This is a genomic window from Jatrophihabitans cynanchi (assembly GCF_027247405.1).
Taxonomy (GTDB): Bacteria; Actinomycetota; Actinomycetes; order Mycobacteriales; family Jatrophihabitantaceae; genus Jatrophihabitans_B; species Jatrophihabitans_B cynanchi.
On the sequence record NZ_CP097463.1, the window covers coordinates 2,330,698 to 2,356,171 of the forward strand.

Below are 25,474 nucleotides of genomic sequence, written 5' to 3' on the forward strand. Positions count from 1 at the left end.
GACTGGTCTGGTACAGAGTAACAGGGAGTTGGTGGAAGTCAATCGCCGCGGCGCTCCGCCGCTAGGCTGAACCGCTGCGGGATCGCCCGGCAGGGCGTCCCGACACCGATAGCCATCGACCGCTGGTCCGGGTGGGCGACGACCGTGGCGATGGTCCAGCCGCTGCCCTCGTCGCCGTGCACGCAGGTCGCCCCGGGCTGCTCGTGCACCGACAGCGCCCCGAGGGGGTCACCGGCGAGCCGGTCGGCATCAGCCAGGTCCACGGCCAACCGTCTGCGCCGGGCCCGCGAATCCAGCCCCTCGGCCGAGCCGGCCGGGTGGCGGCAGGTCCCGGCCAACCCGTCACTCACGAAGTGGTTGGTCGCGCACACCTCGTCGCCGGCCGGTTCGATCACCGCCAGGCGGCTGTGACCGCACTCGACCACGGCGACCGCGCCCTCGGCGTCGGCGAGGATCAGGTTGCCGAAGCCCATGCGCGGGACGGATTCCAGGTAGGCGATCGCCTCGTCGGTCGTCCCGCACTGTTCGAGCGCGTGCATCATCAGGGAGAACCGGGGCAGGCCGATCCCGACATCGGTCGACGGGACGTGCGTGTCGGCCACTGCCAGCCCGCGCTCGTTGATCCCGGCCGAGTGCACTGCCGGGGCCCCGGCGGTCGAGAGCGCGAGCCACTCGTAGCCGGCGGCCGGCTGCACCCGCACGATGGTCTGCATCGAGCGGAAGCGCTGGTCGCTGTCGCGGTTCTTGGCGAGTACGGGGGGACGGCCGGCGGCGCCGCGCACGGCGAAGGTACTGCAGCCCCGGTCACCGCCCGGGATGTCGGCGCTGGCGAAGTAGGTGGCGAGCACGGCGACGAGCAGCCCGTCGGCCGGGACGCCGTACCCGCGCGCCATGCCCTCGACCTGGCCCAAGGTGCTCGGCGAGTGTTCCTCGAGCATGGTCCGGAGCTCGTGCAGCGACGCGCGCACGCCCGGTTCGTCCGGCGCGTAGGCCGCCAGGGCGCTGTGGCACCACTGCGCGACCTCTGCGCGCAGGTGGCTGGTCGCGGCCGCGATCGCCCGCCCGATCCGGTTACCGTCACCGGTTGCTTCGACAGTGGCGAGTTGGCTCACCGGGGCTCCTCCGTAGCAGGGCGGTCGCGGGCGAAGAGGTCCTCGACGGTCTCCCGCCGGACGGCGAGCCGTGCCCCCGCCGCGGCGCTCGAGAGCACGATCGGTGGCCGGAGCGCGCCGTTGTAGTTGCTGGCCGTCGTGTGGCTGTACGCGCCGGTCATCGGGAGCACGAGGACGTCCCCGATCCGCGGCGAGTCGAGCCGGGCGCCGCGGACCAGCCGGTCGCCGGACTCGCAGTGCCGGCCCACGACGTCGCAGACCTCACCGCCGTCCGGGCGGGCAGCGATCGCCGGCTGCATCGGCAGGTCGAGGAGCACGACCTCGAGGTTGTCGGCCATACCGCCGTCGACCGCGACGAACGTCCGGCCGGTGCGCTTCACCGTCGCGACCGTGTAGAGGGTGAGGCCGGCGCGGGCGACCAGGCTGCGCCCGGGCTCGACCAGGATCTCCGCGGACGGCGGGAGGCAGGCCCCGGCCGCCTGCGTCAACGTCTCGGCGTAGGCCTCCACCGTCGGCGGGTCGTCGGTGTCGGCGTAGCGCACGCCGAGGCCGCCGCCGAAGTTGTAGGCGGCGAACTCGCCGTACCGGGCCAGCGCGGCGGGGATCCGGGCAAAGGAGTCGAGGTCGAGGACCTGCGAGCCGACGTGGCAGTGCAGCCCGACCAGATCGAGCTTCGAGCGGGCCAGCCGGGCGATCGCCTCCCGTGCCTGGACCCCGGGGAGTCCGAACTTCGACTCGGGCTGACCGGTCACCATCGACTCGTGAGTGGCGACAGTGATCTCGGGGATCACGCGCAGCATGACGTGCTGCCCGGCCGGCGCCCATCTCAGCAGCCGGTCGATGTCGTCACCATTGTCGATGACGAAGGTGCCGACGCCGTGCTCGACGGCGGCCCGGATCTCCGCCTCGGTCTTGGCGTTTCCGTGGACGTAGACGTCGGCTGGGGCGAAGCCGGCTGCCAGCGCCAGCTCGAGCTCGCCGGTGCCGGCAACGTCGCAGCTGAGCCCCTCCTCGGCCAACACCCGGTAGATGGGCGTCGATGGGAACGACTTCGAGGCGAAGACCACCCGTGACTGCGTCCGGCGCGACCGGAACGCGGTGAGATACCGGCGGGCCTGCGCGCGCAGCTCGTCCTCGTCGACGAGGTAGCAAGGCGTCCCGAACTCGCCGGCGAGCTCAGTGAGCGGGCGGCGGTGCAGGACGAGTTCGCCGTCGGCGCCGATCGCCGCTCCGCCGGGGAGGAAACCCAGTACGCGCGGGGAAGGCGTCACGACTGCTCCGTCTGCTGGGTTGCGACCTCAGTCGCGAGGTCGTGGGCCACGCCCGGGCCGCGCAGGCGGGAGGCGGTCGCACCGCCGCAGTGCACCGTCACGGTGAAGCGATCCAAGGCCTCCGGGTTGCGGTCGTAGCGGGGCCAGCTGCTGTTCGCAACGTCGACCCGGATGCGGTGCCCCACGGCGAACCGGTTGCTGACGTGCAGCGGGCCGACGGTCACGAGGGTCGGCTCGCCATTCTGAGCGCCGGCGACCAGCTGCGTCCACGAGGCGCAGCGCCGGTACCCGTCGGCAAGGTTGAGGGCGAAGCCGTCGGGCCAGTCCCTCGAGGCCGGGTACTCGTCGACGATCTTCACCGACAGGTCGCAGGCCGCGCTCTCCGAGGTGAGCCACAGGTCGACGAAGAGCGGGCCGGTGAGGTCGACGTCGTCGGCCAGGGGGGCGCTGCGGAACGCCGCCACGTCGGGGCGCGCCGCGAGCGGCAACCCCGAGCCGGGGGAGTCGAGCGCGTCCGGCAGCTCGCGCTGATCCTGCCCGCCACTGGCGACGAAGCCGGGAATGATATCGGGGTTCCTGATCGAGCTGCCAATCGTCGGCACCGGACGCGCGAGATCCACCCGGAGGTCGCGCCGGCCGGCCGGGGTTGCGTCGTCGCCCGTCTCGAGCCGCCCGTCCGAGGTGAGGGTCCAGTTGAGGTCCCGGCCACCGGCCGGCGGCCACTGGTCGGCCTCGCGCCAGCAGCCGCCGTGGGCGAGGCGGCCGTTCGCATCCCGGCGACCGCTCCCGCCACCCAGTCGGAAGTAGGTGACCGTCGGGGTGTCGGTGGCTCGCTCGGCCTCGACGCCGCGGAGGTGGGCGTCGAACCAGCGCAGGCGCACCTCGTTCATATTCAGCGACGACTGCGCCCCGAACGCCGCCGCGCCGACGAAGTCCGGGTGGCCGTACGGGTCGGCGTGCAGCCAGGTGCCGACCACGACCCGCTTGGGCTTGCGGTGGTGCGCGAGCAGCTCCAGCTTGCGGAAGGTCGCCCACTGGTGGTGCCCGTACCAGCTAGTGACGAGCAGGACCGGGATGTCCGGATACCGGTCGACGTAAGGCTCCAGGTTCATCTGCGGGTTGTCCCACTCCGGCCCCGCGATCACCGAGTCCTGCGCGAACAGCAGCCAGTCCTCGTACTCGGGCAACGCCGACACCGGGGAGGCACCGCGCCGCCAGGGAGCCCTCCGGAACCAGTCGGCGGCGTGGTCGCGCGAGTGCTCGAGCGCGGCTCGCAGTAGGGGGTCGCGCGCGGCCTGCGGGCTCGACAGGGCCATCCGCAAGGCGTAGGTGCCCAGCTGTCCGAGCACGAACGCACCTTCCTCGCGGACCGTGCGCTTGAAGTAGTTCAGCCCGGCGTCGAGGATCACCTGGCAGCGCAGCGCCGGATGGTTCGTGATCGCCAGCGACTGCTGGTTCGCCCCCGTGTAGGAGAGCCCGGTCGTGCCCACCGCGCCGTCCGACCAGGGCTGCTCGGCGATCCAGGTAAGCAGGTCGGCACCGTCCTCGCCCTCGTGCGGCCGTGCGAGGTAGTGCTGGAAGACGCCCTCGGAGTCGCCGCGGCCGCGGGTGTCCTGCAGCACGACGTTGTAGCCGCGAGCGGCGAAGAAGTAGGCCATCGCCTGCAACTCCGGGTCCCGGCGACCGTAGGGGGTCCGCTCGACGATGGTGGGAGCCGGCCCGCGGGTGCCGTCCGGCGCCTGCGGGACGTAGGCGTCGGTGGCGAGCCGGATGCCGTCCCGGCAGGTGAGGAGGACCGTCTCGCGCGTCGTCCGACCGTGCAGCAGCCAGTGCGGGTTCATCAGTGGGCGGCCATCTCGAGCAGCTGCGGGTCCGGCTCGGGCCAGGTCGCGGAGAGTTCGCTGCCCCGCCGGTGGGCCTTCATCCGCGGATCGGCGAAGTCGCGCAACGCGTCGCCGAGCAGGTTCACCGCCAGCACGATGACGAAGATCGCCAGCCCGGGGATCGTGGCCAGCCACCAGGCGGTCGCCAGGTAGGCGCGACCGTCGGCCAGCATCGCGCCCCAGGTGGCGGTGGCGGCGTTGGCCCCGAGGCCGAGGAAGGAGAGCGAGGCCTCGGTGACGATCACGATGCCGAGCTCCAGCGTCGAGACGACGAGGATCGGGCCGTAGATGTTGGGGAGGATGTGCTTGACCATGATCGCGGTCCGGCTCACACCGAGCATGCGCGCCGACGTGACGTACTCGCGCTCCCTGATCGAGAGGGTCTCGCCGCGGACAAGTCGCACGTAGACGACCCACTCGCTTGCGACGAGTGCGATGATCACGTTACGGGTACCCGGCCCGAGGATCGCGATGATCGTGATGGCCAGGAGCAGGAACGGGAACGCGAGCCAGGCGTCGACGACGCGCATCAGCAGCGAATCGAGCAGGCCGCCGAAGTAGCCGCTGACCAGCCCGATGGCCACCCCCGCCACGACAGAGATGCCGACGGCGATGACCGCGACGAGTAGCGATTCGCGGGTGCCGGCGATGAGCCGGGAGAGGATATCGCGGCCCAGTACGTCGGTGCCGAGTGGATGCCCCGCCGAGAGGGGGGCGCGCAACCGGGCGGTCAGGTCCTGGTGCTGGGGATCGTCGGGGACGAGGAGCGGTGCGAAGGCACCGACGAACGCGAACGCGGCGCAGACTAGCGCGGCGAGCGTCGCGGCGAGCCCCAGCTGCCGCACCGGGCGAGCGATGTGCACCATGTCAGACCCCTGCCTTCTTGCCCTGGCGGACGCGCGGATCGAGGACGCCGTGGATCAGGTCCGTCGCCAGGTTGACCAGGACGAACAGCACCGCCATGACGAGCACACCGCCCTGGATAAGCGGGTAGTCGCGGGCGCTGATTGCGGTGACGATCAACCGGCCGAGCCCCGGCCACGAGAACACGACCTCGATCACGATCGCGCCGCCGAGCAGCGAGCCCACCTTGATGCCCATCATGATCACAGCCGGTGGGAGCGAGTTGCGGAGCATGTGCCGCACCACAGCCACCTCGCTCATCCCGCGGGCCCGCAGCGCCTCGACGAACTCCTGATTCTTGGCCTCGATGAGGCTCGCGCGCAGCACCCGCGCCAACGTCGCCGACATCGCGGCACCCAGGGTCACGGCGGGCAGGACGAGGTGCTCGAGGGCCGATCGGAGCGCGATCCAGTTGCCGGACAGCACCGCGTCGAGCGTGTCGATGCCGGTGATGTCCCGCACGCTGAGGCCGGTCGCGAGGCGCCCGCCCGTCGGCAGGATGCCCAGGTGGACGGAGAAGACGAGGATGCAGATGATGCCGAGCCAGAAGCTCGGCATAGAGATCCCGAACAGTGCCAGCGCGCTACCGGCCCGGTCGTAGATGCTGTTCTGCTTGAGCGCGGAGATCACCGCCACCGGAAAGCCGATCGCGACGGCCACGACGAGCGAGGCGACGGTGAGTTCGACGGTCGCCATCAGCGCCGGGCGCACCAGCGAGCCGACGGACGCGCTACGGAAGATGGAATTGCCGAGATCGCCCTGCAGCGCATGCAAGACGAAGTCGGCGTACTGGCGCCAGAGCGGCAGGTCGAGGCCGAGCTGGTGACGCAGCGCCGCCTTCTGCACGGCACTAACGTTCTGCTCGCCGTAGATCGCGTTGACCGGATCGCCCGGGGCGACGTGCATCAGCAGGAAGACGATGACCGACACGATGAACGCCACGATCACCGTCTGCATCAGCCGGACCGACACGAGCCGAACCATGGATCTCTACCCTCATTCGCAGCAGGAGTACGGGACGGGCGCCGAGGCACCGGGCGGGGCCGGGTGGGGCCGGCCGCGGCCGGCCCCATCCGGGGTGATTCAGCTCCTGCCCACTTGCGTGTTCAGGAGGTGGAACAGGCCGATCGGGGACGGTGTCCAGCCGGTCACGTTCGACGAGACGCCGTAGATCTCGTTCGGCGTCACGATCGGCACCCAGGGCGCGTCGGCCAGCAGGGTCTGCATGATGCCGGCGAAGATCTTCTGCCGCGCGGCCGGGTCGACGGTCGACTGCTCCTGTTTGATCTGGTCGTCGAGCGACGGGTTCGAGTAGTTGGTGTACTTGCTCGTGTCGTCGCGACCGCTCCAGAAGTGCCGGATGATGAGCGCATCGAGATCGCCTTCGGCGACGCCCCAGGAGGAGAGGTACGCCTGCTCCTGCCCGGCCTCGGTCTTGGTATCGAAGGCGCTGTCCTCGACGGTCTGGATCTGCGCCTTGAGCCCTGCGGCCTGCAGCTGTCCGAGCACCGCCTGGCCGAGCGTCGCGTCGGCCTGGGTGACGTCGATGACGACCGGCGTGGTCACGTTCTTGAGTACCGCGCTGGCCGCCGCCTGGTCGAAGGTGTTGCCCGGGATGTTCGGCTGGTAGCCGAGCATCGCCTTGAAGGCGTCCTGGTTCAGCGGCTGGGCCTCGCCGACGTAGAGGTTCTTCGCGATCGACTGGGTGTCGACCGCCTGCACCACGGCGCGCCTTACGGCGGGGTCGTCGAACGGCTTGGCCTTCACGTTCATGCCGAGGAAGAAGATGCGGGTACCCGACACGGTCTCGGTCTTGGTGTCACCGGTGAGGGTCTTGGCGACGTCCGGCGGGATCTCGTTGGCGATGTTGATCGCGCCCGACTGCAACGCGGCCACCCGGGCGGAGACCTCCGGGATGGTCTGGAAGACGACCGTCTTCAGCTTCGGCTTGCCACCCCAGTAGTCGTCGTTGCGGGTCAGGTAGACCTGGTCACCTTCCCGCTTGTCGAACTTGAACGGTCCCGAGCCGATCGGCGCCGTGTTGAACTGCTTGTCGCCGACCTTCTTCATGTACTGCTCGGGGACGATCTGCATGTAGTCGAGGATCGTGAGCAGGCCGGGCGCCGCGCTCTTGGTCGTGAGCTGCAGCGTCATGTCGTCGACAGCCTTGACGTCGCTCACGATCGCGCTCAACTGCGAGTAGTACGAGAGCTGCAGCTTGGAGTCGAGCACCCGCTCGATGTTGTACTTGGCTACCTCGGCGTTGAACGGCTCACCGTTGGTGAACTTGACGCCCTTGCGGAGCTTGAAGACCCAAGTCCGCGCGTCCGGGTTGCTCCACGACTCCGCGAGCCGGGGTTTGGGCCGCAGTTCGTCGCCCTGGGTGACGAGTGTGTCGAAGATCGAGTCGCGGATTGCGATCGTCTCGCGCCCGCCGGTCGGCGCGAGCCCCGGGTCGAGGTTCATGATCTCGGCCGATAGGCCGATGACCAGTCGTTGCCCGTCGGCGGAGTTCTGACCACCGCCGCTGGAGCTTCCAGTGCAGGCCGACAGCGTCACTGCGACGACGGCGGCCGTGGCGCCCAGCGCGGCGGCGCTGCGGTACCGGTGCCGTCTGGGACGTGGCTCACGCTTAGGACGGATCATGGAGGTGCCTCCTCAGGCGATGCGTTTACGCTTGGTCGGATCGGGTACGGGTGTCGCCGCGATGAGCCGGACGGTGTATGGATGCTCCGGTCGGCCGATGACCGCATCGGTCGTCCCCTCTTCGACGACCTCTCCGCGGTACATCACGGCAATCCGGTCACAGAGCCCTTCCACGACGGCCAGGTTGTGGCCGATGAATAGGTATGTGAGACCGAACTGGCGTTGCAGCTCCTGTAGGAGCGTGAGGATTTGAGCCTGGATCGATACGTCCAGCGAAGACACGGGCTCGTCCAGGACGAGGACCTTCGGCTCCACGGCCAGGGCGCGGGCGATCGAGATGCGCTGCCGCTGGCCGCCGGAGAATTCATGCGGGTGCCGGTCCATCATGTCCGCCGTGAGTCCGCAGCTCTCGAGCAGGAACACGACACGGTCGCGCCGCTCGGCCGGCGAGTAGAGGCCGTGGATGCGCAACCCCTCGCCAACCAGCGAACCGATCCGCCAGTACGGGTTGAGCGAGGCCAGGGGGTCCTGGAACACCATCTGGGTGAGCCGGCGAAACGGTTTGAGGTCGCGGCGCCGCAACCGGCCGAGGTCGAAGTCGGCGACCCGGACGTGTCCGGAGTCGATGCTCTCGAGGCCGCACACGATCTTGGCGACGGTGGTCTTGCCGGAGCCGGATTCACCCACGAGGCCGAAGGTGCTGCCGGCCGGCACCTGCAGCGTCACCTGCTTCACGGCCTGCACGTCCTGGCCGCGCTGGAACATCCCCCGGCCTGTGTGGAAGGTGCGGCTGAGGTCGTTGACCTCGATGATCGGCGCGCTCATTCGCCCACCTGCGGGCTCTCGCAGCAGCGGAACCGCCGGTCGCCGAGATCGGTCTCGGCCGGCAGGGCGCTGGCACAGCTGGCTGTCGCGTGCGCGCAGCGGGGCGCGAAGGGACAGCTGGTCAACCGCCCGACCACGCGGATGGGGGCGCCCGGGATAGCCCGGAACGTCCGTTGCTGACCGAGCTTGGGCAACGAGTCGAGCAGCGCGCGGGTGTACGGGTGACGGGGCTCGGCGAACAGCGCCACAGTCAAGGCCTCCTCGACGATCACGCCGCCGTAGAACACCGCCACGCGATCACACGTCTCTGCCACGACACCGAGGTCGTGAGTGATCAGCATGACCGCGGTCTTGCGCTGTTCGACGATCTGCTGGAGCAGCTCGAGCACCTGGCGCTGGATCGTCACGTCCAGCGCCGTGGTCGGCTCGTCGGCGATGATCAGCCGCGGGTCGGAGATCAGGGCAGTGGCGATGACCGCGCGTTGGCGCATCCCGCCCGAGAGCTGGTGCGGGTAGCTGTCCAGGCAGCGGGCCGGATCGCTGATCCCGACCTCGCCGAGCAGGTCCAGGCTGCGCCGCCTCGCGGCGGCGGCGCCGACCGAACCGTGGGTGCGTTGGATCTCGGCCAGTTGCTTGCCGATGGTGTAGACCGGGTCGAGCGCGGCCAGCGCGTCCTGGAAGACGAAGCCGATCGACCCGCCCCGCAGCTCGCGCAGCCGGCGGCGCGTGGCAGCGGTGAGCTCCTCCCCGGCGAGCCGGATGCTCCCGCTCATCACGGCGCCAGCCGGCAGCAGCCCGATAATTGCCCGGGCGGTCATGCTCTTGCCCGAACCGGACTCGCCGACGACGCCGAAGAACTCACCCTCCCCGACGGCGAAGGTTGCGTTGGTGACGGCATGCACGCGGCCGATCTGGACGCTAAGATCCGCTACCTCGAGCAGTGCCGGGGTCATCCGTCCGGGGTCCTCTCGCTGCGTCGGTGCCGACCGGTGGGAGTGGGGCCAGCCCGTCCCGCTCCAGCGCGGCTGCGCTACTGGTCTGGCGCGGTCTGGTCTAGGAGTTTTGTGAACCGTAGAGCGAGGGAACCGACGCGTCAAGCGCCGCGCCACGCCCATCGCCCCCCCAGTCCGCAATGGCCAAAAAATGTGCTGCACGAGCGACCCTGGCGCGACAAGATCATTTTTGCTTGCGGCACCTGCTACCCTGCCCGACAGGCCGCATGGTCTGGCCTGGTTCGGCTCGCGTCCCCTGTCCGGCTTCGGAGAATTCGCATGACGTCCACTGAGAACGACGGCTGGCTGAACTCGCGTCACGAGGCGGTCTTCGCGCACATCCAGCGCGAGATCGCGGCCGGTCGGCTCACTCCCGGGACGAAACTGCTCGGCGAGCGGCGGTTTGCCGAGCAGCTGAGCGTCAGCCGCGAGACCGTCCGACTCGGCTTACGGATGGCCGAGCAGGCCGGCCTCATCGTGCGCGTGCCGACCCGCGGGACCTTCGTCGCGCCGCCGCGGGTCGACCAGGACCTGGGGCGGATGGACGCCTTCGACAGCACGGTGCGGCACCTGCATCTCAGCCCGGCGTACCAGTTGGTGCGCACCGGCTCGGTCGCCGCCGACAGCCAGCAGGCCGAGCGACTCGGCAGCGTTCCCGGGACGGAGCTGCTTTCGGTGGAGGTGCTCGGGGTGGGCAGCGGGCTCCCGCTCGCCTACTACCAGTCCTTCCTGCCGCCCCATGTCGTCGAGCGGCTACCCGGGGAGCCGGAGTGGGGCGCGAAGTCCACCTACCAGATCGCCGGGCACGCGCTGGGAGCCAACGACCTCGACGTGTCCCAGGAGTTCGAAGCAGTGCCGCTTCCGCGAGAGATCGCGCAACTGCTCAGGGTGAGCGCGAAGTCTGCGGGCTTTCGCACGGTCAGCCTCTTCACGCACGGCGCTACGCCGGTCGAATTGCGCATCGGTTGGTATCCGGGAAGCCGCTACCGGTTCCGCATCACCCGGCAGGTCCGACTCACCGAGTGAGGCGTCTGCGGGTGATCGCGCCGCGCTGGAGAGGAACCGGGGAGGCCCAGACCGGCCTTGGCCGCGACGCCGAGATCGAGAAGGTCACCGACCACGGCCAGATCGCCAGCTACTGCGTCATGAGCACCCCGCCGTCGGTCGTCGACGACCAGGTGCTGCCCGCCGACACTGGGGGTCAGACACAGCACGACCCGCGCCGGCGCCAAGTTCGCCGAGCGCGTCGGCGGCCCAGTACCAGCCGTAAGTGGCCTCAGCACCACTTCCGGGGACTCGCCCGCGCGGGCCTCACCGCCACGAGCCGCTCCGGATCGTTAACGATGCGCACCGTCTCCAACCGCTCCCCAGACTCGGTCATCCGGACCAGCACCGAGCGGCGCCAGTTCATGTCCATTCCCACGTACTGCTTTCCTCGTACTGTTCGCTCACAAGGGGCCTCCTTCGTCGTGCCGACGCGAACACGCCGAGGTCTACTCGGTGAGTCCACGAGGAGCGAGGCCCCGCTCCTTCATCCCATCAAGCCCGTGTCCGAGTGTTGGACGAGCCCGTCGAGGCGGCCGCGCTCGCCGGCGACCCATGCTGACGTTCGGCTCTCGGTCGAGACCGAGAACTACGCCAATGAGCAGCTCTGGTCTCGTGGTGACCGCCCTGGTGGCGCTCGAGGTCGCGAATTTCCCGCACGACGAACCCGCACCACTGGATGCGCAACATGAACCTGTCTCGATCAACACCGTCGCTGGCGTCAGAGACGATGAACCCTGCCGCGCTAGCCACGGCGCGACACCAACACCGGACGGCGCCGCGTCACAACTGAGACTGAAACTGAGACTGGAGCAGAGTTCTGGGCGGAAGCTGTGAAGGCCCCCTACGTGTCTGCGGCCCTACAGCCCAGCAAATAGGGGAATTAAGTTTGGCGGTGGCGGTGGGATTCGAACCCACGGTGGTGTTACCCACACACGCTTTCGAGGCGTGCTCCTTTGGCCGCTCGGACACGCCACCGCCGGAAAGACTACAGGACGCAGCCTCAGCGCTTCGCCGCGAAGAAGTCCGCGAGCAGCGCCGAGCACTCGGCCTCGCACACGGCCGCCGCGACCTCGGGCCGGTGGTTCAGCCGACGGTCACGGACGACGTCCCAGAGCGAGCCGACCGCGCCCGCCTTCGGGTCCCAGGCGCCGAAGACCAGCCGGCGGACCCGCGCCAGCACCAGCGCACCGGCGCACATGGTGCACGGCTCCAGCGTCACCGCCAGCGTGCAGCCGTCCAGGCGCCACGACCCGAGCGCGGCACCGGCGCGGCGCAGCGCGATCACCTCGGCGTGCGCGCTGGGGTCCTGCCCGAGCTCGCGCTCGTTGTGCGCCCGGGCGATGACGGACCCGGCGGCGTCGAGGACGACGGCACCGATCGGCACCTCGCCGAGCGCCAGCGCGGCCCGGGCCTCGACCAGGGCGGCCTGCACCGCCAGCTCGTCCGCCGCCATCGGATCCGGCCGGGCGTCAGACACGCAGGTCGTCGAAGGCCTCGGCGCAGCCGGCCTTCTCGCAGACGTGCACCAGCAGGTCGATCGGCAGCATGCCCTCGTGCGCGCACATCGCGAGCAGCTCGCCGGCCGGTGTCCCGAGATCCTCGACGATGTCGGCATCGCCGAACGGTGCGCTGTCGTGGGCCGGCGGCGCATCCTCGTCGTCACTGAGCTCGTCCTCGCCGATCTCGTCCAGCTCCTCGATGATCACGGCCGCCAGCCGGTAGTTGTCCGCGGCGTGGCCGTAGGACAGGAACGCCCGCGGCTCGGTCTCGCTCTCATCGAGCCGCACGATCGCGGCGTACTCGTCGTCCTGCTCGATCACGAGCAGCCGCACGTCGCCGGCGACGTCCAGCACGACATCGGCGATATCGGTGACCGTCTCGCAGTCCTCCAGCGTCACCTCGCTCGCACGCCACCGCTCGCCCGTCCGCGTGAGCAGGGCAGCGAAGTAGGACATCAGCGCGCCCCGATCACCGCACGGCCCGGGCCGACTCGATGGCGCGGGCGTACTCGTCGGCCAGCCCCAGCCGATCCAGGATCTCCTCCAGCATCTCGTCCGGGTACGCGTCGATGTCATCGAGGATCTGTTCCATTTCGTCCTCGCCCAGATCGAGGTCGGCGAACAGGTCCAGGTCACCGATCGGCCAGACCTCGTCCAGCTCGTCGTCCTCCAGCGGCTCCTCGCCGAGCCGGACCAGCACCTGCTCGGCGAGCGGGTAGGCGACCGCCGCGGTGATGTCCGAGAGCAACAGCGCGATCCGGGGACCGTCCTGCCGCGCGATCAGGAAGAACTCGTCGTCGACGCTGGCAACCACGAACGCTCCGCCCTCGGGCGATTGCGAACGCAACGCCTGCAACAGCACGCCCAGATCGTCCAGCACGGCGGGCGGCAGCGGCTCGATCCGCCACACACCGCCGTCGCGAAACGCCGCCACGGCGAAGCCACGTTGTGCCACTTGCCCCACCGCCTCTCGTGCCGTCACCGTCGCGAGGTATCGATCCTGACACGTCTGTCCCGTCCGCGGGAAGTCGGCAACGGCCACGCGCTACCGTCGCTGGCGTGAGTGCACACAGACAGCATCGCGCGTGAGCGCCACTTTCGGCCGCGTCGCAGTGCTGGGGCTGGGTCTCATCGGCGGCTCGCTGATGCACGCCGTCCGGCAGAGCGGGCTGGACGTCGTCGGCTACGACATCGACCCGGCCACCGCGGCGGCGGCGAGCGCGTCCGGCTATCCGGTCACCCCGACCGACGCGGCAGCCGTCCACGGTGCGGACCTGGTGGTGCTGGCCATGCCGCTGCCCCAGGTGCCCGACGCGCTGCGCTCGCTCGCGCCACACCTGGCACCCGGGGCACTGCTCACCGACGTCGGCACGCTCAAACAGCCGGTGCATGCGGCCGTGCGCGAGATCGTGCCGCACGCGCGGTTCGTCGGCGGCCACCCGCTGGCGGGCACCGAGGAGAGCGGCTGGGGGGCCACCGACCCGCTGCTGTTCCGCGACGCGCCCTGGACGCTCACCATCGAGCCGGAGACCGATCTGGACGCCTGGCTGGCGGTGGCCGACCTGGTGTGCGACCTGGGCGCCAAGCCGGTTCCTGCGACGGCGGCCGAGCAGGACACCGCCGTCGCGCACGTCATCGGGCTGCCGCACGTGCTCGCCGAGGTGCTCGCCCTGACCGGGCTGGCCGGCGGGCCGCTCGGGCTGTCACTGGCCGCCGGCTCGTACCGCTCCGGCTCGCGCGTGGCCCGCACCCGTCCTGATCTGGTGGCCACCTGGTGCGACGGCAACGCCGCGCTGGTGCAGGCACTGGACGACGTCATCGGCCGGCTCAGCGGTGCGCGAGAGCAGCTCGCGGCGAACGGGTCGATGTACGAACTGGCCGCGGCCGGGCACGATGCGCGCGTCAACTGGGAGCACCGCCGGTTCGCGCCGGTCGAGCTGCGTGCCGGGGTCGAGGAGCTGTGCGATCACGGCCGCAACGGCGGCTGGATCACCGCGGTGCTGCGCGATGACGACGGCGTGCGGCTGCTGGGGATGCGTCCGCCGTCCTGAGCGGGCCGATTGGCACAATGGCGCGATGCTGCTCAACCTGCTCGGCCTGCTGCTGCTCGGACTGATCGCCGGCGGCATCGCGCGCATGTTCGTCCGCAGCCCGCAGCGGCTGGGCTGCCTGGGTACCGCGCTGCTCGGCATCGTCGGCTCGTACGCCGGTGGCAGCCTCGGCTCGATCCTGTTCCACGACAAGTTCGACCTGCGCAAGGCCGGCACGTTCGTCGGCGCGGTCGCCGGAAGCATCGTCGTGTTGGCGCTCTGGCGGCTGGTCGACCGCTCGCCCCGCCGCTGAGCTACAGCGAGCAGGTCTTCTGGCCGGCGTTCAGGTTCGGCTTCGGCACTGCCGGGTCGCCGGCCCTCGTCGCCGGTGCGGTAGGTCGGCCGGACGCGTCCGGCTGGCCGACCACCGTCGTCGTGCCGTTCTCGTCGCGGACCCACACCGGCTTCTTGTCCCGGATCACCGAGTCGTACAGCGCCCGCCCCTGGGTGCCGTCCAGCAGCACCCGTCCGGTCATCGACGTGCCGGGCGGCGAGTAGTTCCGGTCGGCGATCGGGGCGGTGTAGAACGTGACCCGCTTGGGGTCCAGGCCGTGCAGCGACGACGCCAGGTTACGCAGGTCGGCGAAGCTGGTGTCCTTGTCGATCGTGATCGCCCTGGTGGCCGCGTCCAGGAACGACGTGAGCCGGGTCGGGTTGGTGAGCATCGACCCGCTCATCGCCTGACGCAGCACCGCGCCCAGGAACATCTGCTGGCGCTTGATGCGGCCCAGGTCGGAGCCGTCACCGAGCGACTCACGGGCCCGCACGTAGGCAAGCGCCTGCGAGCCGTTGAGCTTGTTGTTGCCGGCCCGCAGGCGTAACCCGCTGCCGTGGTCGTAGACCGCCTGCGGGCTGCAGACGGTGACCGTGCCGATCGCGTTCACCATCGACTTGAAACCACTGAAGTCGATCTCGACGAAGTGGGTGACGGCGATGCCGGTGAGCTTCTGCACAGTGGCGATGGTGCAGGCCGGGCCGCCGACGGTGAACGCCGAGTTGAACATGTCCGAGTGCGCGGCGACGGTGCTGCCGTCGGCTGCCCTGCATGCCGGGATCTGGACCCACGAGTCGCGCGGGATGCTGATCACCGTCGCGCGCCGGTGGTCCGGCGAGATGTGCACGATCATCGTGGTGTCCGAGCGGGCCCCCGAGGCCAGCCCGTATTTCCGACCCAGGCCCGCACGCGAGTCCGACCCGATGACCAGGAAGTTCTCGGCGTTCAGCTGGCGCGCCGCCTCGCGGATGTTCGGGTCGTGGCGCTGCAGCACCGTGACGCGGTGCAACTGGTGGTTGTACTTCTCGTACAGATACCCCGCGATGCCGAACCCGGTGAGGATCAGCACGAGGGTGAACGCGACGGCCGAGGTCACGGCGCGCACCGCTACCCGCCGCCCCTTGCGCCGCCGGCGACCGGCGCTGCTGCCCGCGTTGCGAGTGCGCAGCCGCTCCAGCAACCGGTCCTGGTCCGGGGACAGGCCGGCCGCCACCGCAGGGATCAGCGGGATGACGGCCGTCGGCGACTCGTCGTACCCGTCGGCCTGTACCCGCGTGATCGGTGCGGTGAACTCCTCGGCCGCGTACGGATCCAGGGGCGGCTGGTCGAGCCACGATCCGGTAGGGGTCGTGTCGTCGGTGCCGGACACGATCCTCCTCGGACAACGTGCGATTGCGCGGGACCGGACGACCCTATTGCCCGCGCCCGAAACCCAGCGCGTTGCTGCCAGCCTGCTGTCAGCGCCCGGCGCCGCGTTCGCTGTGGATGCGCGGCGGCTCGCTTTGGAGGGCGGCGGGGGTGTCCCCTATGCTGGTCGCGGTCACCACCGGGGCTAGCATGATGCGGTTCGCCCTCATCGTCTAGAGGCCCAGGACGCCGCCCTTTCAAGGCGGTAGCACGGGTTCGAATCCCGTTGGGGGCACAGCAGTACCCAGATTTCGCAAGGCCCCGTAGCTCAGTTGGTTAGAGCGCCGCCCTGTCACGGCGGAGGTCGCCGGTTCAAGTCCGGTCGGGGTCGCCAGCCTTCTTCACGACGCCGTGCGGGCGCGTCAGCCCAGCCGGATCCCGGCCAACTGCGTGGCCTGCGCCACGAGCCGGCCGGTGCCGTCCCACACGTAGCACACCTCATCCACGCGCTGAGCGTCGATCAACTGCGCCCGCTGCAGGACCTGCACCGGGCCGGGCACCGGCAGCGCGCGCACGTACACCGACAGTTCCAGGGTCGGCACCCAGCCGGTCTGCTCGATCTCGAAGGTGGCCGGCGGGAAGGCGTCGACCGCGAACAGCAGCGCGGTGGGGTCGAACGGCTCGCCGTGCGTCAGCTCCAGCCAGCCGCGCAGTTCGCCACGGCCACTCGGCCGGCCCGCCGCGAAACTCAGCGTCGCCGGCTCGAGGCGCAGGTCGATCTCGCCCATCATCGGGACCGGGAAGCCGGTCGGCCCCACCGGCGGCAGCCGCACGCACTCGTCCCGGCCGACCTCGCCGGCGGCGGGCAGCCCGTCGGTCCAGTACGGCTTGGTGTCCGGGTCGAGCAGTCCGATCGTGAACAGCGCCTGGACGCACGGCTTGCCCGCCTGCGACATGCGTGCGCGCACCTGGCTGGCCGAGCGCCCGGCGCGCAGCACCTCGGCCACCACGTCGACGGGCCCGGGTTCCGGCGAGTGCAGGTAGTGCGCGCTCGCCGCGAGAACGTGCTGGTGCGCGCCCACGCGGCTCGCGGCCCGCCCGAGTACGGCCAGCAGGTAGCCGCCGTTCGGCTTGCCGGCGATCGTCCAGAGCGGACTCACCTCGGCGGTGAACCGTCCCGGCGCGCTCTGGTCGACAGCGGTCACGTCGGCGAAGGAGGACGTCGGCATGGGTTCATCAAACACCGCGGCCGGGCCATGGCCGCCCTGGCCTAGGCTCGTCCCGGCGGACCGGCGAAGGAGGCGGGCATGGGCGAGCGTCCCGGGCTGCTCGTCGCCGCGCACGGCACCGAGGTGGCCGCCGGCTCGGCCACGACGAACGCCCTGGTGGCCGCGGTGCGCGCAGCGCGGCCGGGGCTGCCGGTGTCGCTGTGCTTCCTGGACGTCGCGAGGCCGTCGCTGACCGAGGCGCTGGATGCGGCGTGCGGACCCCTCGTCGTGCTCCCGTTGCTGCTGTCCACCGGCTACCACGTGCAGTCGGACATTCCGGCCGTGGTCGCCAACCGGCCGGGCGTCCGGGTGGCCCGGCACCTCGGCCCGGATCGGCTGGTCATCGACACGCTGGTCGACCGGCTGGGGCCCTCAGACGCCGCCACGACCGCACTCGTCGGCGTCGGCTCGTCCCGGCCCGAGGCGCGGGCGGAACTGGACGAGGCGGCGCGGCTGCTCGCCGGACGGATCGGGCGGCCTGTGACTGCGCTGACGCTCGGCCAGGACGTGCGCGCCGCGCTGCAGGCGATGGCGCCGCCGGTGGACGTGGCCACCTACCTGCTGGCCGAGGGGCGGTTCGTGAACCGGCTCCGGCAGGCGGCCGCGGGGATCGCGCGGGTGGCCGACCCGATCGGCGTGCACCCGGCGCTGGTCGAGTTGGCGCTGGCCCGCTATGACGAGGCCGGCTTCGACGAGGCCACCGCTGGTCGCGAAGTAGCCCGGTCGAGGTCCGGTAGACTCTGCCGGGTTCGGCCGCCGACAGCACGTGGCGGCCGCACGGCCAGGTAGCTCAGCTGGTACGAGCGACCGCCTGAAAAGCGGTAGGTCGGCGGTTCGATCCCGCCCCTGGCCACCAGATCATGGACCTCACCGCGTGGAACCCGCCGCTCATCACCGACGGCGTGGTCGAGCCGCGCACTGACAGCAATCGCACTGGCAGGAATCGGACGTCGCGCGGATCGAACTGACGTGCGGTGCGGACAATCACACAGCGCAGAAGGTCGCCGAATGCTGCGGCTTCACCAGGCAGGGCGTGCTGCGTTCACACAGGAGTGCCCGGCGAACACGGCTGGCCAGCCGGGGCAATCGGGCTCTGCTCGCATGCTTGCAGGCAGAGCCCGACTGATTCGAACGACTACCGCACCCAGGCCGCCGACCTGCGGATCGGTCAGTGGCGCCCGGAATCGGCGCGTCCGGATGCTCGGACCACCTCGGACCACCCCGGCCCACCCCGGCCGACCGCTGACCCTGGCTAACGACTGACCCTGACCAATCCGTGTCGACCGTCCCGACAGCGACAGGACTTTCGGTCCTGTCGCGGGACCGCTGCACCGTGTGCACTGTTGCGCACACGGTCGACGAGCGACACGCACTCGCCTGCCGCCTGAGGAGATCCGATGGTTGCGACATACGTCTACCCGCGAGATCCCGTCGTGCGAGCCGCAGGTGATTACCTGCACTGGGGCGTCATCCAGCTCTCGCTGGCCAACCTGATCATCATCCTGGCGATGATCGCGATCTTCGTGCTCGCGCTGCTCCTCCCGTTCCCAGGCGGCCGGAATGATACCGCTGAGCACCGGGACCAGATCTCCGAGAAGGCCCAGCTCTCTGAAAAGGCCCGGATCTCTGAAAAGGCCCAGTCCGATGACGCCGGGTAGAGCTCGGGTTGCGGGTGCGCCGCCGGTCGCGACCAACTGGACGGTGCGGCTGCGACGCCGGGTCAGCCGCACCGTGCCGGAGGGCCAATGGCTGCCCGACCGGCAACCTGCCTACGTCCGGTCGTGGATCTACGTATTCGGCGTCGCGACGTTGGCCGCATTCCTCGTCGTGCTCGCCAGCGGCGGGCTGCTCGCCGTCGAGGGTGCGGCCTGGTGGCACGTCTCCTCGGTGGGCAGGTTCGTGAACTCGATGCACCTGTGGAGCGTCGAGCTGTTCTTCGCGTGCATGGTCATCCATCTGTGGGGCAAGTTCTTCATGGCGGCCTGGCGCGGAAAGCGGGCGCTGACGTGGGTGACGGGCGCTGTCGCGTTCGTCGGCTCCATCGGCACCGCGTTCACCGGCTACCTGTCACAGTCGAACTTCGACAGCCAATGGATCGCCGGGCAGGCGAAGGACGGGCTGAACGCGGTAGGCGTCGGGGCGTTCTTCAACGTGCTCAACCCGGCGCAGATGCTGCTGTGGCACATCGTGCTGCTGCCGCTGATCGTCGGAGTACTCGTCGTCGCCCACGTCGTCCTCGTGAGACGGCACGGCGTCGTGCCACCGTTCGACGCGGTGCCGCCCGCCGCCCATCCGGCCGAGGAGCCGGGGCGATGACTACCGCAACGAGGCGACGAGGCCGGCGTGACACCACGCCGGACGCACACCTGTTCCCCACCAGGTCCTACGACCTCGTCAAGGAGTTCGTGATCGCGCTCGTCGTGCTGACGGCCCTGACGGTGCTGCTCGCGGCTGTGTTCAGCTCGCCGGACCGCAAGGCGATCACGCTGCAGGCCTGGGCACGTGCGGCGCCGTCGGACGTTGTCGCAACCGCGACTGCCGAGCTCGGCGGGACCAGCACCAGCGCGTCGTACGGGGCACCGTACAACCATGCGAGTGAGGGCCAGAAGATCGGGCCTCTGGCGCTGCAGAAGTGGGCCGGGGTGCGCATCCCGATCGACAGCGCGAACGACCTCGTGATCAAGCCGCTGCGCAGCGTCCGCGGTGACGCCGTTCTGACGACAGCGTTGAACGCCTGGCACGGTGCCGCCGCCGCCCAGCAGACCGCGTGGGCGACGGCTTACTCCGACGCGCTCGCGGCTGCGCCGGATGGCGATCCGACGAAGGCGGGGGCGGGCGACTTCGGCCCGGTGCCGGTGCTGGCGGGGAAGTTCCGTGCGCTGGCCGCTTCGGGCGGTCTGGAGAGCCTGCTCGTGCGTGACTCGTTCTACCCGTCGGATCAGACCAAGCCGCTACTGCTCCTCGCCGACGGCGCGTACCTCGAGGACCAGGCGCGCGCCGAGAACCTCGGCGGCGACCAGTGGGGGATGATGAACGAGTCGGGAAACTACCCCGGCCAGCCGTGGATGTGGCTCTACACGTTCTGGTACCAGGTCAAACCGTTCTCGACGTCGGGGAACGCTGACGCCCTGGTGTGGGCCCTGATGATGATCCTCACGGCCGCGCTCGTCCTGGTTCCCTTCATACCGGGACTGCGCTCCGTCCCGCGGCACCTCGGAGTGCACAAGCTCATCTGGCGACGCACCTGAGCCGTCGGGCGCTCAGCTAGCGACAGCGTCAGCGCAGCAGCGCGAGCACCAGGGTGATGACACCGACGCCGACGATGCCGAACGCGATCAGGCGCGGCAGGCCGGTCCACGGCAACGGCGCGTCCGCGCGCATCGCCTGCTCGTTGCGCGACCAGTGCAGGTAGCCCTCCAGCGCGGTCAGCGTGCCGCCGACAGCCAGCACGACACCGATGACGATCGCGCCGACCCCTGGATGGTCGACGAAATGGACGACCGCGAACGCGGCGGCCAGCAACGCGATCGAGGTGCGGATCCAGGCCAGGAAGGTTCGCTCGTTCGCCAGCGAGAAGCGGTAGTCCGGACGAATGCCGTCGTCCAACCACTGCGGCCTGCGCAGGCTCGGCCACTTCACGCGCGCCCTCCTCAGGATCGTCCCGCCCAATCCAAGCAGAACGACTTCCGCGCCCGCGCGCACGGCGGTAAAGTGAAACACGTTCCAGTTTCGCCGACGTCGCGGGCAGGTACCGATGCAACCAGTTGCCGACTACATCGTGGTGGGCGCGGGCAGCGCCGGCTGCATCATCGCCAGGAGGCTGGCCGACACCGGCGCCGCGGTGCTGCTGATCGAGGCCGGCCGGCGCGACAACACCCAACTGGTGCGCAAACCCGGCATGATCGGCCCGCTGCACAGCGTGCCGCAGCTGAAGCGGACGGTCGACTGGGGCCACTACACGACCCCGCAGGCCGGCGCGCTCGGCCGGCGGATCCCGCAGACCCACGGCAAGGTGGTCGGCGGCTCCAGCTCGATCAACGGCATGGTCTTCGTGCGCGGCAACCGGCACAACTTCGACGACTGGGCGGCCGAGGGCAACGCCGGCTGGAGCTTCACCGACGTGCTGCCGAGCTTCAAGCGCTTCGAGTCCTTCGAGGACGGCGAGTCCAACTACCGCGGCGGCTCCGGGCCGATCAAGGTGACCCGCGCGAAGAACCTCACGCCTGCCTCGCAGAGCTTCCTGGAGGCATTCAGCGCGACAGCGGGCGTGAAGCAACTGGACGACTACAACGCCGAGAGCCAGGAAGGCGTGTCCCTGTTCCAGCAGAGCAACGCGGCCGGACTGCGCTACAGCACCGCGGTCGGTTACCTCGACGACCGCGGCTCGAACCTCACCGTGCTGCCGAAGACGCAGGTGGTCCGCGTCGTGATCGAGAACGGCCGCGCCACCGGTGTCGAGGTCTTGAGCCGCCACGGGCGCGAGATGATCCGCGCGAACCGGGAGGTGATCCTCAGCGCCGGCGTGTTCGGCTCGCCGCAGCTGCTCATGCTCTCCGGCATCGGACCGGCCGACCACCTGCGCGGACACGGCTTGGACGTGCTTGCCGACCTGCCGGTGGGCGAGAACCTGCACGATCACCTGTTCGTGCCGATGACCTACGCGATGCCGACCGGCGTGCACCGCCCGAACCCGCTCTACTTCGGCAACGCCTGGGTTCGGGAGCGCTTCCGCTCCGGCAGCACCTGGCTGGCCCGCAGCGTGTTCGAGGTGGTCGCGTTCGTGCGCACCCGGCAGGCGGGTGAGATTCCCGACCTGCAGCTCCACGTGCTGCCGTGGAGCTACCCCGCACCGAACCAGGACGCCCCGATCCGGCACAAGCCCGACCCGCGCCGGGCGCTCACGGTGATGTCCACCCTGATCTACCCGAAGAGCCGCGGCACGCTGCGGCTGGCGTCCGACGACCCGACCGCCGCCCCACTCATCGACCCGAACTACCTGGCCGAGCAGTCCGACGTCGACGTCCTGGTCGACGGGATGGAGCTGATCCGCGAGACGATGTCGGCCACTGCCATCTGCGACGGCGTGCAGTGCGAGATCGCGCCGGGCCCCGGCTTCCCGGATCGCGCCGCCCTCGCTCGTGAGGTGCGCAACCGTGCCACGACCGTCTACCACCCGGTCGGCACCTGCCGGATGGGCGTCGACGAGCGGGCGGTCGTCGATCCGGCCCTCATGGTTCGTGGCGTCGACGGGCTGCGGGTGGCCGACGCCTCGATCATGCCGAGCATCGTCGGCGGGAACACCAATGCGGCGTCGATGATGATCGGCGAGCGCTGCGCCGAACTGATCACGCGGCGCTGATCACAGCTGGGCCGCCAGCTGCACCGACATGCAGATGTCGGTGATGCTGCTCTCGCTCTCGCGCAACAGGAACATCGCCCGCTCCACCCGGCGCCGCTGCAGGTACCGGTGCGGCGTTTCGCCGAAGGTCGCGGCAAAGGTGCGGATGAAGTGGGCCGGCGACACGTGCGCGATCCGCGCCAGCGCGGCCACGTCCAGCGGCTGCGCGTAGGCGCGATCCATCGCGTCGCGCGCACGCAGCAGCCGCCGGTTCTGCTGCTCGCTCTCGCGGCTCACCGGCCGGTCAGCGGGTCAGCGTGGGCTGCTCGGGGTCGTGCGTGGCGCCGCCGGCGTCCGGGGCGTCCGGGTCACGTGCCGCCGCAGCCTCGCGCGCCGCCTGCAGACCGGACACCAGTCGCAGCGGCACCTCCTTGAGCATCAGCGCGAGCACGAACGCGATCACCAGAACGCCGGCGCCGACCAGGAACACCAGGTCCATCGCGTCGGAGAAGCCGACCAGGAACGGGTGCGCCAGTGCCTTGTCCAGCGAGTGCAGGAAGGAGGTGTCGTTCAGGTTGCCGCCGCCGCCGAGACCGAGCGTCTTGACCTGGTCCGGGTGCGCCTTAGCCGCCTGCTGGAAGGCCGGTGTCTCGGCCGCCTTGTCGTACGCCGTCTTGATCTTCGAGCCGGCACTGGAGAACAGGATCGACAAGAAGACGGCCGCGCCCAGGGTGCCGCCGACCTGCCGGAAGAAGGTCGTGGACGAGGTTGCCACGCCCATGTCCTTCGGTGGCACCGCGTTCTGCATCGCGAGCACCATCGCCTGCATGTTCAGGCCGAGGCCGGCGCCGAAGACCACCATGAACAGGTCGGTGACCACCAGGGACGTGTCCGCGTGCACCGTCGAGAGCAGCAACAGGCCGACCACCAGCATCGCGCTGCCGATCACCGGGAAGATCTTGTAGCGGCCGGTGCGCGCGGTCAGCTGACCTGCTGTCAGCGAGGCGACCATCATGCCGGCGACCATCGGCAGCACCAGGAGTCCGGCCTTGGTGGGCGAGGCGCCCTTGACGATCTGCAGGTACAGCGGGATCGACATCATGCCGCCGAACATCCCGACGCCGATGACGAACGACTGGCCGGAGCCGACGGCGAACGGGCCGATGCGGAACAGCCGTAGCGGGATCAGCGCCTCGTCGCCCATCAGCGACTCCACCCGGACGAACGCGACCAGACCGAGCACACCCAGGACGTAACAGAAGAACGCAGCGCCGGACGACCAGCCCCAGGACTGGCCCTGCTCGGCGACGATCAGCAGCGGCACCAGGCCGATGGCCAGCGTCGCCGCGCCCCACCAGTCGATGCGGTGCTCGTGCCGGTGGTGCGCGACGTGCAGCACCTTGGTGACCACGACCAGCGCCAGGATGCCGATCGGCACGTTGATGTAGAAGATCCAGCGCCAGCCGGTGACGCCGAAGATGTGGTTCGTGCCGGCGAGGAAGCCGCCGACGACCGGGCCGAGCACGGACGAGGTGGCGAACACGGCCATGAAGTAGCCCTGGTACCGCGCCCGCTCGCGCGGCGGGATGATGTCGCCGATGATCGCCAACGCCAGCGACATCAGGCCGCCCGCGCCGATGCCCTGGAACGCGCGGAACGCGGCCAGCATGTACATCGACGTCGAGAGCCCGCACAGCGCCGAGCCGATGACGAAGATCGTGATCGCGAACAGGAACAGCGGTTTGCGGCCGTAGATGTCCGAGAGCTTGCCGTAGAGCGGCGTCGCGATCGTCGAGGTGATCAGGAACGCGGTGGTGACCCAGGCCTGCGCGGCCAGCCCGTGCAGGTCGTCACCGATCGTGCGGATCGCGGTGGAGACGATCATCTGATCCAGCGAGGCCAGGAACATGCCCAGCATCAGGCCGGACAGGATCGTCAGGATCTGCTTGTGAGTCAGCTCGTCGGACGAGCGAGCCGGTGGTGCGGGCGCCGCGGACGCGGACATCAGTTCTCCCCTTCTGCCGGGCGGTGCCGCTGATCGGCGCGCTCGGAGATCCACTGCGTACTCGCCGACTCGTAGTCGCGAGTGAAGCGCCGCATCAGGTCCGCGAAGCGCCGCAGGTCGCGCTCGCTCCAGTCGGCCAGCATGGCGGCGAAGTACCTGTTGCGGATGTCGTCGTGCCGGGCAACGGTCTCGTCGGCCTTGTCCGTCAGCACGAGCAGGCTGGCCCGCCCGTCTTCGGGGTCGGCCCTACGCTCGACCAGGCCCTCCTTGACGAGGGCGGCAACCTGCCGGCTCACCGTGGACGGATCGGCGCGGACGTGCTCGGCGATCGCGCTCGAGCGCAGCGGCCCCTCGTTCGCCAGGCACTTGAGTACCAGCTGGGCGGTCCACTCGACGTCGTGCGCCGCCGCGTCCAGCACCCTGGCCCGGGTACGGGCGAAGGAGCGCATCAACTGGCTGACGTTGTCAGCGACCGCGACCACGTCCGGACTGAGGACGGGCTGTTCTGTCGCTTCCATGGCCACTCACTTACTTGCGCTAAACAAATAGTTGCAAGCCGCAAGCATCTACCTACCCGGCGCCCGAACGCAAATCCGTTCCGGTGCCGGCTACCCGTTCAGCGTGTCCGCCAGCACCTGTGCCTGGGACAGCCCCAGCTCGTGCGTCGCCGTCAGCAGGGTCAGCGGGCCGTGCGTGGCGCGGAGGTCGGCGAGGGCGCCGGCGGCCGGTTGCGCGGCGAGCTCGGCTCGATAGCGAGCCGCGAACTCCTTCTGCTTGTCCGGGTCGTGGCCGTACCACTTGCGCAGTTCGGTCGACGGGGCGACGTCCTTGCACCACAGGTCCAGGGCGGCGCGTTCCTTGGAGACACCACGCGGCCAGACCCGGTCGACGAGCACCCGCCGCCCGTCGTCCGGCACCGGGTCGTCATAGATCCGCTTCACCCGCACGTCCACACCTCGAGTGTGCCGCATCGG

26 protein-coding genes, 4 tRNA genes and 1 pseudogene are annotated in these 25,474 nt (G+C 70.0%); 12 read left to right on the plus strand and 19 right to left on the minus strand.

Features of this window, described 5'->3' with window-relative positions; translation table 11 throughout:
- Positions 1-38: 38 nt before the first annotated feature.
- The 8 genes from M6B22_RS11320 to M6B22_RS11355 all read right to left on the minus strand — a co-directional run bounded on the left by M6B22_RS11320 (position 39) and on the right by M6B22_RS11355 (position 9,593).
- Positions 39-1,112 carry a C45 family autoproteolytic acyltransferase/hydolase gene (locus M6B22_RS11320; RefSeq protein ID WP_269441657.1) on the minus strand — a complete coding sequence of 358 codons (1,074 nt, stop codon included), beginning with the start codon at positions 1,110-1,112 and terminating at the stop codon, positions 39-41.
- On the minus strand, positions 1,109-2,383 hold the full coding sequence (gene lysA, locus M6B22_RS11325) for a diaminopimelate decarboxylase (protein ID WP_269441658.1): 1,275 nt from the start codon (positions 2,381-2,383) through the stop codon (positions 1,109-1,111). The genes M6B22_RS11320 and lysA overlap by 4 nt, the downstream gene beginning before the upstream one ends.
- Complete coding sequence (locus M6B22_RS11330; RefSeq protein ID WP_269441659.1) at positions 2,380-4,224, minus strand: CocE/NonD family hydrolase; 1,845 nt, start codon at positions 4,222-4,224, stop codon at positions 2,380-2,382. Before M6B22_RS11330 ends, lysA begins: the two co-directional genes overlap by 4 nt.
- Positions 4,224-5,132, minus strand: a complete 909-nt coding sequence (locus M6B22_RS11335; RefSeq protein WP_269441660.1) for an ABC transporter permease — start codon at positions 5,130-5,132, stop codon at positions 4,224-4,226. The genes M6B22_RS11330 and M6B22_RS11335 overlap by 1 nt, the downstream gene beginning before the upstream one ends.
- Before the next feature lies 1 nt (position 5,133).
- The gene (locus M6B22_RS11340; protein ID WP_269441661.1) at positions 5,134-6,153 is read right to left on the minus strand and encodes an ABC transporter permease; all 1,020 of its coding nucleotides are present in this window, start codon (positions 6,151-6,153) and stop codon (positions 5,134-5,136) included.
- Between the two features lie 99 nt (positions 6,154-6,252).
- Complete coding sequence (locus M6B22_RS11345; RefSeq protein ID WP_269441662.1) at positions 6,253-7,815, minus strand: ABC transporter substrate-binding protein; 1,563 nt, start codon at positions 7,813-7,815, stop codon at positions 6,253-6,255.
- A 12-nt stretch (positions 7,816-7,827) separates the two neighbouring features.
- On the minus strand, positions 7,828-8,640 hold the full coding sequence (locus M6B22_RS11350; RefSeq protein ID WP_269441663.1) for an ATP-binding cassette domain-containing protein: 813 nt from the start codon (positions 8,638-8,640) through the stop codon (positions 7,828-7,830).
- Positions 8,637-9,593, minus strand: coding sequence for an ABC transporter ATP-binding protein (locus M6B22_RS11355; RefSeq protein WP_269441664.1), 957 nt, complete (start codon positions 9,591-9,593; stop codon positions 8,637-8,639). Before M6B22_RS11355 ends, M6B22_RS11350 begins: the two co-directional genes overlap by 4 nt.
- 318 nt (positions 9,594-9,911) lie before the next feature.
- Here M6B22_RS11355 and M6B22_RS11360 point away from each other — a divergent pair, with 318 nt between their 5' ends.
- Both M6B22_RS11360 and M6B22_RS11365 read left to right on the plus strand, forming a co-directional pair.
- Positions 9,912-10,658: a GntR family transcriptional regulator gene (locus M6B22_RS11360; RefSeq protein ID WP_269441665.1), complete on the plus strand. Its 747-nt coding sequence runs from the start codon at positions 9,912-9,914 to the stop codon at positions 10,656-10,658.
- A 636-nt stretch (positions 10,659-11,294) separates the two neighbouring features.
- On the plus strand, positions 11,295-11,513 hold the full coding sequence (locus tag M6B22_RS11365; RefSeq protein WP_269441666.1) for a hypothetical protein: 219 nt from the start codon (positions 11,295-11,297) through the stop codon (positions 11,511-11,513).
- 53 nt (positions 11,514-11,566) lie between these two features.
- Here the strand turns inward: M6B22_RS11365 and M6B22_RS11370 are convergent.
- The 4 genes from M6B22_RS11370 to M6B22_RS11385 all read right to left on the minus strand — a co-directional run bounded on the left by M6B22_RS11370 (position 11,567) and on the right by M6B22_RS11385 (position 13,142).
- Positions 11,567-11,654 (minus strand) — tRNA-Ser (locus M6B22_RS11370).
- Positions 11,655-11,679: 25 nt separating this feature from the next.
- Positions 11,680-12,132 (minus strand): tRNA adenosine(34) deaminase TadA, encoded by a 453-nt coding sequence (gene tadA, locus M6B22_RS11375; protein ID WP_407935687.1) that lies wholly within the window; start codon positions 12,130-12,132, stop codon positions 11,680-11,682.
- A 16-nt stretch (positions 12,133-12,148) separates the two neighbouring features.
- Positions 12,149-12,634 (minus strand): tRNA adenosine deaminase-associated protein, encoded by a 486-nt coding sequence (locus M6B22_RS11380; RefSeq protein WP_269441668.1) that lies wholly within the window; start codon positions 12,632-12,634, stop codon positions 12,149-12,151.
- A 13-nt stretch (positions 12,635-12,647) separates the two neighbouring features.
- Entirely contained in the window at positions 12,648-13,142 is a 495-nt protein-coding gene (locus M6B22_RS11385) for a tRNA adenosine deaminase-associated protein (protein ID WP_269441669.1), read from the minus strand.
- Between the two features lie 121 nt (positions 13,143-13,263).
- Here M6B22_RS11385 and M6B22_RS11390 point away from each other — a divergent pair, with 121 nt between their 5' ends.
- Together M6B22_RS11390 and M6B22_RS11395 are read left to right on the plus strand one after the other, a co-directional pair.
- Entirely contained in the window at positions 13,264-14,229 is a 966-nt protein-coding gene (locus M6B22_RS11390; protein WP_269441670.1) for a prephenate dehydrogenase/arogenate dehydrogenase family protein, read from the plus strand.
- A gap of 25 nt (positions 14,230-14,254) precedes the next feature.
- A complete protein-coding gene (locus tag M6B22_RS11395; RefSeq protein WP_269441671.1) occupies positions 14,255-14,521 on the plus strand; it encodes a GlsB/YeaQ/YmgE family stress response membrane protein in 267 nt (88 codons plus the stop codon).
- Between the two features lies 1 nt (position 14,522).
- Here the strand turns inward: M6B22_RS11395 and M6B22_RS11400 are convergent, their stop codons facing one another.
- Complete coding sequence (locus tag M6B22_RS11400; protein ID WP_269441672.1) at positions 14,523-15,911, minus strand: LCP family protein; 1,389 nt, start codon at positions 15,909-15,911, stop codon at positions 14,523-14,525.
- Positions 15,912-16,111: 200 nt separating this feature from the next.
- Here M6B22_RS11400 and M6B22_RS11405 point away from each other — a divergent pair.
- A tRNA-Glu gene (locus M6B22_RS11405) sits at positions 16,112-16,184 on the plus strand.
- Positions 16,185-16,206: 22 nt separating this feature from the next.
- Positions 16,207-16,283, plus strand: a tRNA-Asp gene (locus tag M6B22_RS11410).
- 28 nt (positions 16,284-16,311) lie between these two features.
- On the opposite strand, the gene M6B22_RS11415 is transcribed toward M6B22_RS11410, so the two are convergent.
- Positions 16,312-17,118 (minus strand): thioesterase family protein, encoded by an 807-nt coding sequence (locus M6B22_RS11415; protein ID WP_269441673.1) that lies wholly within the window; start codon positions 17,116-17,118, stop codon positions 16,312-16,314.
- Between the two features lie 78 nt (positions 17,119-17,196).
- Between M6B22_RS11415 and M6B22_RS11420 the strand changes: the two genes are divergently transcribed.
- From M6B22_RS11420 to M6B22_RS11440, 5 genes are all read left to right on the plus strand, one after another.
- Positions 17,197-17,946 carry a sirohydrochlorin chelatase gene (locus M6B22_RS11420; protein ID WP_269441674.1) on the plus strand — a complete coding sequence of 250 codons (750 nt, stop codon included), beginning with the start codon at positions 17,197-17,199 and terminating at the stop codon, positions 17,944-17,946.
- Positions 17,937-18,013 (plus strand) — tRNA-Phe (locus M6B22_RS11425). The genes M6B22_RS11420 and M6B22_RS11425 overlap by 10 nt, the downstream gene beginning before the upstream one ends.
- A gap of 541 nt (positions 18,014-18,554) precedes the next feature.
- Positions 18,555-18,815: a hypothetical protein gene (locus M6B22_RS11430; RefSeq protein WP_269441675.1), complete on the plus strand. Its 261-nt coding sequence runs from the start codon at positions 18,555-18,557 to the stop codon at positions 18,813-18,815.
- The gene (locus M6B22_RS11435; RefSeq protein WP_269441676.1) at positions 18,802-19,473 is read left to right on the plus strand and encodes a cytochrome b N-terminal domain-containing protein; all 672 of its coding nucleotides are present in this window, start codon (positions 18,802-18,804) and stop codon (positions 19,471-19,473) included. Before M6B22_RS11430 ends, M6B22_RS11435 begins: the two co-directional genes overlap by 14 nt.
- Positions 19,470-20,405, plus strand: a complete 936-nt coding sequence (locus tag M6B22_RS11440; RefSeq protein ID WP_269441677.1) for a hypothetical protein — start codon at positions 19,470-19,472, stop codon at positions 20,403-20,405. The genes M6B22_RS11435 and M6B22_RS11440 overlap by 4 nt, the downstream gene beginning before the upstream one ends.
- A gap of 28 nt (positions 20,406-20,433) precedes the next feature.
- Here the strand turns inward: M6B22_RS11440 and M6B22_RS11445 are convergent, their stop codons facing one another.
- Positions 20,434-20,796, minus strand: a complete 363-nt coding sequence (locus tag M6B22_RS11445) for a YidH family protein (RefSeq protein WP_269441678.1) — start codon at positions 20,794-20,796, stop codon at positions 20,434-20,436.
- A gap of 115 nt (positions 20,797-20,911) precedes the next feature.
- Here M6B22_RS11445 and M6B22_RS11450 point away from each other — a divergent pair, with 115 nt between their 5' ends.
- Positions 20,912-22,516: a GMC family oxidoreductase gene (locus tag M6B22_RS11450; RefSeq protein ID WP_269441679.1), complete on the plus strand. Its 1,605-nt coding sequence runs from the start codon at positions 20,912-20,914 to the stop codon at positions 22,514-22,516.
- 21 nt (positions 22,517-22,537) lie between these two features.
- On the opposite strand, the pseudogene M6B22_RS11455 reads toward M6B22_RS11450, so the two are convergent.
- From M6B22_RS11455 to M6B22_RS11470, 4 genes and pseudogenes are all read right to left on the minus strand, one after another.
- Positions 22,538-22,792 (minus strand): annotated as a pseudogene (locus tag M6B22_RS11455) (helix-turn-helix domain-containing protein); the annotation flags it as partial.
- Between the two features lie 7 nt (positions 22,793-22,799).
- Positions 22,800-24,500 carry an MDR family MFS transporter gene (locus M6B22_RS11460; protein ID WP_269441681.1) on the minus strand — a complete coding sequence of 567 codons (1,701 nt, stop codon included), beginning with the start codon at positions 24,498-24,500 and terminating at the stop codon, positions 22,800-22,802.
- The gene (locus M6B22_RS11465; RefSeq protein WP_269441682.1) at positions 24,500-25,018 is read right to left on the minus strand and encodes a MarR family winged helix-turn-helix transcriptional regulator; all 519 of its coding nucleotides are present in this window, start codon (positions 25,016-25,018) and stop codon (positions 24,500-24,502) included. The genes M6B22_RS11460 and M6B22_RS11465 overlap by 1 nt, the downstream gene beginning before the upstream one ends.
- Before the next feature lie 90 nt (positions 25,019-25,108).
- Complete coding sequence (locus M6B22_RS11470) at positions 25,109-25,471, minus strand: DUF488 domain-containing protein (protein WP_407935520.1); 363 nt, start codon at positions 25,469-25,471, stop codon at positions 25,109-25,111.
- Between the last annotated feature and the right edge of the window lie 3 nt (positions 25,472-25,474).